The sequence below is a fragment of the Prosthecobacter sp. genome (assembly GCF_014879935.1).
GTDB lineage: Bacteria > Verrucomicrobiota > Verrucomicrobiia > Verrucomicrobiales > Verrucomicrobiaceae > Prosthecobacter.
On sequence record NZ_JACSRD010000137.1, the window covers coordinates 1 to 12,059 of the forward strand.

8 protein-coding genes are annotated in these 12,059 nt (G+C 62.1%); 2 read left to right on the forward strand and 6 right to left on the reverse strand.

Translation table 11 applies throughout. The features are described from left to right. Positions 1–39: 39 nt before the first annotated feature. Both IAE77_RS11600 and IAE77_RS11605 read right to left on the reverse strand, forming a co-directional pair. Complete coding sequence (locus IAE77_RS11600; RefSeq protein ID WP_294226451.1) at positions 40–1,563, reverse strand: hypothetical protein; 1,524 nt, start codon at positions 1,561–1,563, stop codon at positions 40–42. Positions 1,564–1,827: 264 nt separating this feature from the next. Continuing rightward, the gene (locus IAE77_RS11605) at positions 1,828–2,469 is read right to left on the reverse strand and encodes a helix-turn-helix transcriptional regulator (protein WP_294226453.1); all 642 of its coding nucleotides are present in this window, start codon (positions 2,467–2,469) and stop codon (positions 1,828–1,830) included. 266 nt (positions 2,470–2,735) lie between these two features. Between IAE77_RS11605 and IAE77_RS11610 the strand changes: the two genes are divergently transcribed. Next, positions 2,736–3,791 carry a sugar phosphate isomerase/epimerase gene (locus IAE77_RS11610; protein ID WP_294226456.1) on the forward strand — a complete coding sequence of 352 codons (1,056 nt, stop codon included), beginning with the start codon at positions 2,736–2,738 and terminating at the stop codon, positions 3,789–3,791. A gap of 4 nt (positions 3,792–3,795) precedes the next feature. Here the strand turns inward: IAE77_RS11610 and vccD are convergent, their stop codons facing one another. From vccD to vccA, 4 genes are read right to left on the reverse strand one after another with little or no spacing between them, the layout of a single operon-like run. Further along, positions 3,796–4,452, reverse strand: coding sequence for a Verru_Chthon cassette protein D (vccD, locus tag IAE77_RS11615; RefSeq protein ID WP_345780979.1), 657 nt, complete (start codon positions 4,450–4,452; stop codon positions 3,796–3,798). Then, positions 4,434–5,498: a Verru_Chthon cassette protein C gene (vccC, locus tag IAE77_RS11620; RefSeq protein ID WP_294226462.1), complete on the reverse strand. Its 1,065-nt coding sequence runs from the start codon at positions 5,496–5,498 to the stop codon at positions 4,434–4,436. The genes vccD and vccC overlap by 19 nt, the downstream gene beginning before the upstream one ends. Positions 5,499–5,531: 33 nt before the next feature. Further along, positions 5,532–6,080, reverse strand: a complete 549-nt coding sequence (vccB, locus tag IAE77_RS11625) for a Verru_Chthon cassette protein B (RefSeq protein WP_294226464.1) — start codon at positions 6,078–6,080, stop codon at positions 5,532–5,534. A 19-nt stretch (positions 6,081–6,099) separates the two neighbouring features. Further along, the gene (gene vccA, locus IAE77_RS11630; protein ID WP_294226467.1) at positions 6,100–10,626 is read right to left on the reverse strand and encodes a Verru_Chthon cassette protein A; all 4,527 of its coding nucleotides are present in this window, start codon (positions 10,624–10,626) and stop codon (positions 6,100–6,102) included. A gap of 138 nt (positions 10,627–10,764) precedes the next feature. Here vccA and IAE77_RS11635 point away from each other — a divergent pair, with 138 nt between their 5' ends. After that, positions 10,765–12,009: a hypothetical protein gene (locus tag IAE77_RS11635; protein WP_294226470.1), complete on the forward strand. Its 1,245-nt coding sequence runs from the start codon at positions 10,765–10,767 to the stop codon at positions 12,007–12,009. The last annotated feature ends 50 nt before the right edge of the window (positions 12,010–12,059 follow it).

Consider the following 12,059-nt stretch of genomic DNA (forward strand, 5'->3'; position numbering starts at 1 on the left):
TGCTCGCTTTCGCCGCTGTCATCGATTGGATGCAGCCGCTCAAGAGGTTTTAAAACACTGCCTAAGGCCAGTGGGTACCGTCGTCTGTCCCCACCCGTTGGCTCCCCACGATACAACCGTACCATCCGCCTTCAGAGCGACGCTGTGGCTACCTCCTACAGCTACGGCTACCACGCCGCTGAGTCCGGCTGGCACCGTGGCCTGACCATTAAGATTGTTACCCCAAGCGACCAAGGTGCCATCGCCCTTAAGCGCTAGAGTGTGATACCCACCCGCAGCAATGGCCGTCACGCCACTGAGTCCGGCGGGCACGCTGGTCTGGCCCTCACTATTGTCTCCCCAGCCCACAACATTGCCATCAACCTTCAGCGCCACAAAATGCTGCGATCCTGCTGCGACGGCAGTCACGTCGTTGAGTCCGTCCGGTGGCCACGGATAATACAAGTAGCTATAGCCCCAAACCTCAACGCCCTTGTCCACAAACAACGGCGCGCGGTCCATGCCCCGGCTGATGCGGTGGTTGCTGTGCTCGGCCACGTAGAGGTGGCCGTCAGGCCCGGTGGCGATGCCGCTGGGCAGGGCAAATCGGGCCTTCAGGCCGATGCCGACGGCGCTGCCGCTGACGCCGGGCAGGCCGCCTGTCGTGGTGACGACTCCGGCGGGTGTCACGCGGCGGATCGTCTGGTTGTAAATGTCCGCCACATGCAGGTTCCCGGCGGCATCCAGGGCGATCTCCGACGGGGAGTAAAAGCGCGCGCTGCTGCCGGCGCCATCCGCACTGCCGCTGCTGCCCGCCAGCCCCGCCACAGTCGTCACCACCCCGGCGGGCGTGACCTTGCGGATGGTGTGGCCGCTGTAATCCGCCAGGAACAGGTTCCCGGCGGCATCCACGGCGATGCCGGTGGGCGAGTTGAAGCGGGCGGCGCTGCCGGTGCCGTTGACGACACCCGCACTGCCCGCCAGCCCGGCCAGGGTGGTCACGACGCCCGCAGGCGTGATTTTGCGGACGAGGTGGTTGGAGAAATCTCCCACATAGACGTTCCCGGAGGAGTCCGTCGCCACGCTGGTGGGGTAGTTGAAGCGGGCGGCGGTTCCGGTGCCGTTGGTGCTGCCCGCGCTGCCCGCCAGCCCGGCAAAGGTGCTGACCACGCCTGCGGGCGTGATCTTGCGGATGGTGTGGTTTTCCGCGTCCGCCACATAGACGTTTCCGGCGGCGTCCACCGCCGTGTCATGGGGCCGCTTGAACCGTGCGGCGCTGCCGGAGCCATCAGCGCTGCCCTGCGCGCCCGCCAGCCCGGCAAAGGTGCTGACCACGCCCGCCGGGGTGATCTTGCGGATGGTGTTCGCCCCCCACTCGGCCACATACAGGTTCCCGGCGGCATCAAAGGAGAGGCCGTGCGGGTTCTCAAACCGCGCGGTGGTCCCGGTGGCGTTCGTGCTGCCCGGACTGCCCGCCTGCCCGGCAAAGACCGACCACTGATAGGACTGGGCGGCGGCGGGTGTGACGAGCACGACCAGCATGCCAGCAAGGACAAGGCGGCGGATCACATAGGATGAGCGCATGGAGGTTTCAGAATGGGTTTGAATGAAAAAGAATACAGTCCGGGCCAGGAAGACGATTCATGACTCACCACGACGAAGCATGAGCGGTTCCCCGAAGTCCCAGTCTGCGCCCGCAGCTCGGCGACCGTGAAAAGCAAAGCTCCGGAAACCGGAACTCCAGAGAAACCACGACAAGATGTCTTGCTCTTCGCTTTCCGCCTATCGGTAGGATTACCTATTCAGCAGCCGCAGTGAGCTTGCTGCCGACAGGCACGCCATCCATTTTTATTGGTGGGTCAACGTGGCGACAGCGGCGGTGCGGTTTTCAACGCCTAGCTTGGCCAAGATGGCGCTGACGTGGTGCGTGACTGTCCGGTGGCTGATGCCAAGGATGATGGCGATTTCCTTGTCCCGCTTGCCTTGGGCCATCCAGTGCAGCACCTCCGCCTCGCGACGGCTGAGTCCCGCCCGGCGCAGCGGCAGATGGTCCTGTGCCTCCACCACCGAACGCTGCTCAAGGGCCCGGGCCAGCACTTCCTCCGTGTGATGAGCCTGCACGACAAACCGCGCAAACTGCGCCGCCAGCCTCACATCCTCCTCCGCAAATGGCCGCCGTCCCTGGCGGTTCAGCGTCAACCCACCAAGATGCGTCTCTGTGATCAGGGGAATCGACATCTGGTGGATGACATCAAGAGGACGAAAGGCGACCTGATACAGATCTGTGCTTTTGAACTGGCGCTGACTCACAAAGTCAGCCAGCCGCACGGGATCAGAACCGCCTCCGGCGATGTATTGGTAGCAAGGGTGCTGCACCGGGACCAACACGCCTACCTGCTGCATGATCTCCTTCTCCTTGGTGCCGTAATCAATGTCGATCGCGGCTTGATACCCGCCGTCTTCCTTCCGCCAAAGCTCGAGGGAGTGCAAAGTGTCTGAAAAAAGCATCCGGGCCGCTGCGAACAGCCTGTTGTGGAAAGGACCCGTACCGTGCTCATGGAGCAGGTGGATGGCATCAAGAAGTGCAGAGTTTCGGTCAGTCATGCAGACAACAGCCAGCAGAATTCACGCCTTGTTTTAGGCATCTGGCAGTTCGACCACAAGCAAAAAACCACAGGCCAGCCAGGCTCATGCATCCAGCTTCGCAGGCAGCATTCCCCATCGACACCGCAGCGGCTTCCGCTAGCATGCGGCGCATGAACCGCCGCTCCTTCCTCGCGCGATCCGTCGCTGCCGCCGCTCTTCCGTCTTTCTCCCAAGCCGCCATCCAGGGCGGAAAGCTCGCCATCGGGCTGGATCACTTTGCCGTGCGGGGCACGGGCTGGAAGGCGGCGCAGTACATCGACTATGCGGCGTCGTTGAAGCTCGACACGGTGTTTCTCTCGGAGCTGATCGTGTTGGAAAGCTTTGAAGATGCTTATTTGAAGAGCCTCAAGGATCAGGCGGACCGGCTCGGCATCAAAGTCTATGTCGGCACCGGCAGCGTGTGCGAAAGCTCGAACACCTGGAAGCCTGCGAACGGCACGGGAGCGGATCACCTCGCTCTGACGATCAAGATCGCAAAGGCGCTCGGTTCGCCCGTGGCGCGTTGTTACCTCGGGAATCAAAAAGACCGCTCGACTGACGGCGGCATCGACAAACACATCGAAAACACGATCAAGTCGATCAAGGCCAACCAATCCCGTGCCGAGGCGGAGGGCATCAAGATCGCCATCGAGAACCATGCGGGCGACATGCAGTCGCATGAGCTGAAGGGACTGATCGAAGCGGCCGGGAAAGGCTACGTGGGCGCGAACATCGACCCCGGCAACGCCGTCTGGGCGCTGGAGGAGCCGATGAAGCACCTCGAAGTGCTGGGACCCGTCACCGTGTGCAGCAGCGTGCGTGACAGCATGCTGTGGGAGGACGAGAACGGCGCTGTGTCCGTGCAGTGGACGGCGGTGGGCGAAGGCCAGGTGGACTTCAAAGCCTACGCCAAACGTTTTGCCGAGCTGGCTCCGGGCGTGCCGCTCCAGGTCGAGACCATCTCGGGCTTCGCGCGTCCGTTCGAGGTGCAGAAGGACGAGATCTGGAAGATTTTCCCCAAACATCGCGACAGCGACATGTTTAAGGCCTGGATGGCGATGGCGAAGCGTGGCAAAAAGATACCCAGCTTCAAAGCTCCGGACGGTCCCGGCAAGAAAGACGCCGAGATCGCCTACCAGAAAGGCGAGGCGGAGCGCAGCTTTGACTGGCTGCGGGCGAACGCGTGATGATTCACGGGCGATAGCTGCGTGTGCGGCCGGTCACGGGGTCGATCTGCACCGTGTAGTAGTTCCGCGGCGCTTCCTCGAGTTCCTCGCGGTAGTTGTTCGAGGAGACCAGGGTCATGTACGCGTTGCGCAGCGGCACACGGAGGCTGGTGGTGCCGTTCGGATAGAACAGGATGCGTTTGAAGGTGGCCTCCTTGTCCGCGAATGGCGGCGTCGTCACCGTGCCGGCGTCGGTGGCGTTGAAGGTGCCGGCGAACAGCGGCGTCAACGCCCCTTCCACCAGGATGACGCGCCCTTCGCTCCAGTAGTTCGGATTGCCCAGCGGCTTTGACTGGTTCGTCGTCATGTCGTAGGTGATCATCTGCACGGCGTGGCAGCCTTTGACGCCGTCCTTGTCATAGAAGTAGAAGTCCACTCCGATGGGGCGGTTTTCCGTGACGGCCATCTGCTGGGCGTGGGAGAGCTTCTGCATGAGCGTGTCCCCGGCGGATGTCAGGCTGGCAGCCTGGATGGCGGAGAGCGTGTAAGGCGTGGCGAAGGTGAAGATGAGCCCCACGAGGACGACCACGACGAGGATTTCAATCAGAGTGAAGCCTCGCGTAAAGCTGTGTTGTGCGGACTGTGAGTGAGCAGGTGTTGTTTTCATCGGAGAAGACCCCATTTCGAGTTGCGCAGTGTGATGGTGGAGGAAAAGACGCGGTAGTTGAGCTGCTGGGCCTTCAGCGCGGCCTCGAGCGACGCCATGTCGGCGGCGTAATCCTGCCGCTGGGTGAAGGCACCCTCCGGCACGAGCTGGGGCATGCCTTCAGGATTGCGGTCGGCCAGATTCCGCGCGGAGCTCTCATCGATGGCGACGAGCGTGACGAGCACGCGCGGCGGCAGCATGTGCTGGGTGCCCTGCGGATTGTCGGTGGTCTCGTTGGCCAGCTCCGTCGAGTCATAGGCATACCTGGGGGCGATCGACCATGGCTGCGTACTCTTCAAAGCAGCGTCATCCGCCGTGACTTCGGGAGAGATGATGAGCGCGATGATGTTTTCCGCGATGGGGCGGCTGTGGGACGGCTTGTCGATGCTGTCCGCGTCGCTGATGACGCCGGTGGCCGCCGTTTGAAACCACTCGCCCGGCTTTGAGATGTAGATCGCGTTCTGCTCCGCCGGCGGCCGGTATTCCCAGAGGCGGAAGCGGCTGCGCATGTCGGTGACATGCTGCGGGCGGAAGGCCTCATCACTGCTGTGCAGGATGAAGAAGCCGCGGCCGCAAAGGAGACGGCTGAGGCCGTCATAGCCCTCGCGGTCACTCAGGCCGAGGCGGGCCTGGAAAAACATGGAGTGCGTCACGAGATTCGAGGACTGGCCGCTGCCGAGCAGCGTCGTGGCCGGTCCGGTGATGAACTGCAGCTCGGACTGCCGGATGTACCTGGTCGGCGCCTGGGTTTTGGACGCCGGCACCGTGGGAGTGTCACCCGTGTTGTATTGATAGGCGTGGTAGGTGTTCAGAATGGCCTGCCGCAGATCCTGCGTGATGCTCTCAAACGCCATGCGGGCCTCGCGAAACTGCTCCACGCGTGCCACGCCGCGTTTCCACGTGCGTTGCGTCTGGTTGAGCACCTGCACGGAGACCAGCAGGATGACCGAGAGGATGACCATGGACAGGGACACCTCCACCAGCGTGAAGGCGTGGGGCTTGGGGAAGACCTGACGTTTCATAAGTTCGATGGAGGTTGAGGTTCGAGCAGGGGCTCACTGGCCCATCTGGGCCACGAGCGCGTAGGCGGAAGTCACGCGAAGGGGTGAGGCGGAGGAGAAATCGAAGGCGGGATCGGCGGAGGTGGCGACGCAGATTTTCACGCGCCGCAGGTAGTTCTCCGAAGCTGCGGACGAGCTGCTGGAGCTGCCGGCAGGAAGAACGACATCCAGCGGCTTGTCCGGGATGTAGATCGAGGCCACGTAAGTCAGCGAGGAGGCGAGATCCTCCTCTCCCGTGGCACCGGAGGCGGAGATCTCCATGCCTTCCGAGGTGAAGTAACGCAGCGGGCTGTAGCCTTGCCAGGTCACCCGGTCCCAGGACATGGATTGCATCTCCCCGCTGAGTTTCTGGATGATCTTCGAGCCCACGGACATCTCCGCCGAGTTCCGGGCCATGGTGATGCCCTGCGGCAGCAGGCCCAGCAGGGTGATGAACCCCATGGCGGCGATGGCGACGGCGATGGTGACCTCCACGAGCGAGAATCCCGCCACAGGGACGGCTTTCCGCTGCGTGCGCCAGTTTGAATGCGATGTGTTTTTCATGCGATGGGCGAGTTGGGGTTCAGGGGTCGAAGCGTTTCTGGGCGATGACGCGGAAGCGGTGCAGTTCATCCAGCGGCTGCTTGGAAAGCGGGTTTCCGCTGGCGTAGTCGAGGTTCTTCTTCGTATCGAAGGCCGGATCGTTCAGATCGAGGTAGCGTTCGATGACGGCGGAGCCGCGATACTCGGAGGTGACCGAGTCGGAGCCGGGCACAAACGTCGCCGGATCGGTCGAGCGTGCCTTTTTGATCGCCTGCACGCGCATGTGCACCTGGTAGGTGTTGGAGCGCGTGGTGAGACGCGGATACATGTTCGTGTAGGGGCGCTCTTTCAGGTTGTCCGCCGTCACGGCGTGGTTCTCCCAGAAGCGGAGGATGCTGCTCGCGTTGTTCGCCTTCAGCAGATCGCTGATGCGGTCGGGCCAGGAGTTGGGAACCAGCGTGTCGGAGCCGCTCATGCGCTTCGGCAGCAGGTACATCTCGCAGATCTGTGCCGGAGAGATGAAGGCGAAGCCGGAACGGAAGCGCTCATCGAAGATCTTGAGCGTGGCATCGATGTCGATCTGGCGGTGCCAGTATTTTTTGCCTGATGCGCTCTCGTCATCCTTCCAGAACCAGGTCTGGCTCTGGTTCGTCGGCGGTTTGGGCGGGCGGGTCAGGTAAACCGGCGCGTCGGAATGAGCCACGGCAGTGAGGTACTCGCTCTTCATCACGGCGGCGAGACCCGTGGCGCGTCGGATGTGGCGGAATGGCGCCATCTGGTAGTTCATGTTGATCTTGCCTGCGGTGGAGCCGGGCTCGCTGATCACATAGGGCTCCACCACGGGCATCCAGAAGAAGTCCATGAAGAGATGGTCGGGCGGATCGATGCCCTGGATCGGCAGCCCGGCGGTGCCGTTGCCAAAGCCCTTCAATGCCTTCGGTGCGCCGATGTGGAACTGCTGTCCCTGCTTGGTGCTCCAGCTCTGCGGGCGGAACAACAGCGTGCGCCACGGCTCGCGCTTCATGCCACCCGTGTTGCCAGATTGATGCACACCCGTCGGCAGCGATCCAAACATGCCCGGCGAGGCCACCTGCCGGTTCGGCGAGAAATAGGTGGAGCTGCCGACCCAGGCCACCCACGGATCGGTGAAGTAGGGCACGAGCTGCTCACCTGTGTTGGTGTTGTACTTGCTGTAGGTGTTGCCCTCATCCGGTTTGTTGATGTAGGCACCGTCGGTCTGGTTCGAGACACCACGGTCAAAGTCGCCATACTTCTGCAATCCGGCTCCTGTGGCGGCCGAATACGGATGGTCGGGGAGGAAGGAGGCGGCGTAGGCGGCGTCCTTCACCAGACGCCAGCCTTTTTTGTCCTCGCCACGATCCAGACCGGGGCCTTCGCTCCAATGCCGCAGGACGATGTTGTGAGCCATGCGCTGCTTGCCGTAGAGCCGGTGCTGCTCGAACTCGGTGTTGGGCACGATGTACTGGCCCATGGTGAGACGTGGATCGCCATGTCGCAGCACCAGGGATTGCAGCGTGTCATCCGGCACCACCAGATTCCCGCGGTAATAGGTGCCGCCGAAAGGCACGTCGCCGTAATTGCCAATTTCATTGCCGATGTAGCGGAAGCGGCCGCCCATGCGGGTGGCAGGATCTGCCGCCGTTGTGGTGATGCGGCCATCCTTGTCACGACCCAGCGCTCCATCGGAGTGGAAGGACCACCAGTACGGCGCAGGCACCGGCTGGCGCACCCACCACGAGCCGTCGGCGTTTTGTCCCCAGGTCGTGTCCTCGTTCTTCTGCGCCAGCAACGGCGCGGGGAACTGGGACGGCGGGAAGCGGAAATTGAAGGTCTGCAGCAGCTTCGGTGTGCTGTCATTGGTCATGATCTTCACCGTGACATTGCCTCCGGAGAAGGCGATCTGCCCGCCATCCGCCAGATCGATGAAATCGCTGACGAGATTGTACTGGTTGCACCCTTTCAACGCATCCGACCGGCTGGCGTAGGTGTCATAATGCGTGCTGTCATTCCCCGGAATGCGCGTGTCCGCGTAAAGGATGCTGCCAGCGGTGTAGCCGTTCACGCCCTTGGCCACGGCCGGAAGCTTGCGCTCCTGAAGGAAGGCGCGGTAGGAGATCGTGCCGCCACGCTGATACACGCCGTTGGCGCTGCTCATGTGCTTGAAGGGACGGATGAGCGTCTTGCCGCCATTGACGGGGAACATCTTCTTGCCGCTGATGGTCAGCGAGCTGGCATCCACCTCGATGGCGATGTTCGGATTGATCAAGGTCCAACCGGTGGACGGTGTGAACCACTCCAGCAGGAAGGTCGCCTGCACACGCTTCACGCCATTGTTCAGCGGCGTGTCCTTTTCCAGCGTCCAGTTCCAGTTCATCGGATTGTAGCCCGGATGATTCGGACTGTCGCCCGGCTGCCCTTCGAGCTGGTGCGAGGCCGGGTAGCGGCTCTTGTAGAATCCCTTGGCGGGGTCCTGGTTGGTCGGGCTGAGCGGCGGAAAGTTCGAGTACCAGTTGCTGCTGTTGCCCCACAGGCCGCCATTCCACTTCGGCGGCTTGTATCCATTCGGCGCCGGGCCTTTGGGATCGATCTTCGGCGCCGATGCGCCGCCTGCTTGAGTGGTGCCCTGCGCACAGGCGATGAAGTGCAGACCGACTTCGCTGATCGTCAGGAAGCGGCCCATGCCGCGATAGACCTCGTCCTTGCCCTTCGGCAGCACCGTGGGCGTCACCTGTCCGTGGCCGGGGAAGCTGCCACCGGTGGAGTTGCGCATCGGCGTGAAGGTCTTTGCCGCCATGCCGGCGGTGTAGGCGTTCGTGCGGGAGGTGGGCAGGCCTGTGATCGAGGGATCAAGCCCCACGTTCTTTTCCGCGATGTTGTCGTCGTAGAGATTCGTGCTGCGGATGTAGTCAAACATCTCCACGAGGATCTGCTGGCGATTGTCGCCGTATTTCCGGGCAAACGTGGCGCTCTGCGCACCGAAACCGGGAATCGGCTGGTCTGTGAGCGCCATGAGGTAGTCAAAGAGCTGCTTGTTGCGGGCGATCCCGGAAAGCTCGGTCTGGCTGGTGCTGTCCTGCCGCGTGAAGAAGTAATCCTTGCCCGCCAGACGCGCGCTGTAGGCGATCGTGCGGTCATACACGGAGCGGAACTGCTCCGTCGTCGTGCGGTGGATCGGCCACATGCTGATCTTCGGCAGTCCGAAGGGATTCGTCTCCGGCGCACGGCTGCGCGGCGTGAGGAAGGGGCGCAGACGCTCGATCACCTCGTGATTCTCCAGCCCGGACCACATCTTGCCGATGCCGAGGTCGATCTCATCACGTCCCTTGCCCGCCTGGCCGTTGGCCCGCAGGAGAAACTCATCCACGCTGGGGAAAAGCCGCTCGCCCAGGGCCTTCTGCACCTCCTTGAAGTCCGTCGGGCTGAAATTGCGGTCCACAGGAACCAGCACGGAGCCTGCCTTCGACCCGCCGGGCAGCAGCTTCGGCATCAGGTCGTAAATCGCCTCCTTGTAGGTCAGCGCACGCTGGAAGGCTGTGTCATCCGACGACGGCGGATTCATGTTCTGGCCGGGAAACAGCACCGCGCTCATGCAGACCGTGGCCGGATGCCCGGGATACCGCTGGTACTCATACGCCATCGGCTGGTAGCGGGCCCAGTCGCCATCGCGATCATGAAACAGGCGCGGCGTGTCCCACGGCGTGCCTTCACCGGCGGTGTTGATGTTGATCTTCGTGCTTTCATCATCCGTCCAGAAGGCGATGCGGGAGATGATCGGATTCGCGCGGGTCGCCTCCACATTGCCGGCGCCGATGAATTTGCCGGTGTTGTCGATGTATCCCAGCGTGCCGTCCTTCAGCATGTAAAGCCACTCCACCGGCATCGGCAGCCGTTGCGTGCTGCCATCTCCGCCCGTGGGCGCCACCACGCCGTTCAGCGACTGGCCGGAGAGTCCGTTCGCATACGTGGTGTAGGTGAAACCTTCCACGGAATGGCCCGCATCGGTGGAGTAGGCCCGCGGATCAAGGATCGGGAAGAAGATGCGCGGCTTGCCGCCCGGATCGTCCACGTTCGGGCGCATGACCGGCTCGTTCATGTCCACATACTGCGCCGGACGCTTGTCCCAGTCCGTCGGCGGCACGTCGGCGGCGATCTCGGCCTCGGTCGTCGCCACCATCTTGCTGTCGGAGTAGAGCTTTGCGCCGCGCAGCAGGGTGCCATCCTCCTTGTACTGGCGCACCATGCCCGGCTGGGAGGTCCAGATCTCGCGGCCCGTGGTCTTGTCATCCTGGTGCGCCACACGCTGGATCTGGCTGATCGCCAGGTTGACCGCCGAATCGGCATGCAGACGCGCTTTCGCGCCTTCGACCTGGGCGGCCGTGGAGTTGTATTCGACCCGTGTCGCGCTCAGCAGCGCGGTCAGCAGCACCATGCTCAGTGCCAGCACGCTCAGCACGGTGATGAGCGCCACGGCACGCCGGCGGCGCACGTTTCCGCCCGCCAGCAACCGGCTGCCTTTGGACATACTTTGTATGGATGATGTATTCATGCGGTTGAGAGTCTGACAACCCGCGACGTTTTTGCCTATGAGCGCGCGGTTGACGTGTGAATCCGCCCCCGGCATGCCGCCTCCCACAGCATCATTTTAGACCCACCGAAGAATTTGCTTAGTTGTTAAGTTTCGCCCGTGACAGCCCACAAGCTTCACAGTAGTGAACCGATCAGATGTAGGAACGCGCCCGCTCCCACAGCAACATTCAATCCCTACCACCTCATGAAGCTCATCTGTTATGTAGTTCTGTTGGCATCAATCATGGTGTCTCTGGCACCGGCACAATCTGTAAGCGTTCTCGGACTCACGAAAACGCGGCACCACGACCAGACTGCGGCAGGAACAACCGCCTTTTATGAATATAGTCTCCGGGGCTTCGTGGAAGGCCAGTCCCTCAGCGCCAGCTTCCCTTCTCCATCCAACCGGTTCACTCGCTCAGGCGGTGGTCCTTATGTTTTGGGATATGTGAACGGCCGTTGGGATTATGAAGAGTTCTTTTCCTCCAAGGCACTTCTCGATGCCGCCTTTCCAAACACAAGTTATGACTTCCTTGTGGGTGCTTCGCCTGCTGTGTCGCTCACCTTTGCGTCGGACGGCTATCCCACCCAACCCGTGATCACTGTCTCCGCAGGTACATGGCACCAAGGCCGTCTTCTCATTTCTCCTGCCCAGGCTGCCTCTGGTTTCACACTGACCAGCAACCCGTCGAACGGCAATGGATTCCTCACGCTTCAGGTATTCTCCAGCGCCACAGACATAGTTGATGAAGTTGTCACGCTCAATCCAGGCCTCGACGCGACGATCTCCGGAACCGTTCCCCCTGGAAGTCTCGAGATTCAACAGTTCTACGACGTGCATGCGGAATTTGACCACGTTACGTCCAGCGCCTCGCTGACTGGACAGACTTGGGCCGCCCCGAACAGTTTTGGCTATGCGCTGTTCAGCTCCAACACCTGGTTTGAAATCGAGGTGCTGAATGAACTCACCGCCTGGCGCCTTCAGTATCTGGGCACCATTGAAAACACTGGCACCGCTGCTGACGATGCCGATGCGGATGGTGACGGCATCGTCAACGCGATGGAATTCGCCACGGGTCAGCATCCCGCCACTCGTGGCGTGCTAAACACCTCAGTCACGCGCACGGGTGGGAACGTGGAGTTCGTCTATCCCCGGAATGTTGCAGCCTTTGCCGCAGGCACAGAATACTTTGTGGAGTGGAGCGATTCCCTGCCTGGCACTTCCTGGAGCACCGTAGGCGTCGTCGAGGAAGTGCAGTCAGACAACGGCACTCTCCAGCAAATCAAAGCCACTCTTCCCGCGGGCACTGGCAACAAACGCTTCGTGCGCCTCCGTATAACCCTGCCAGCCCCGATCGAGTAGTCGATAAAGCAACGGACACGGCATCCACAGGTCACCCGGCTTGCCCCTGG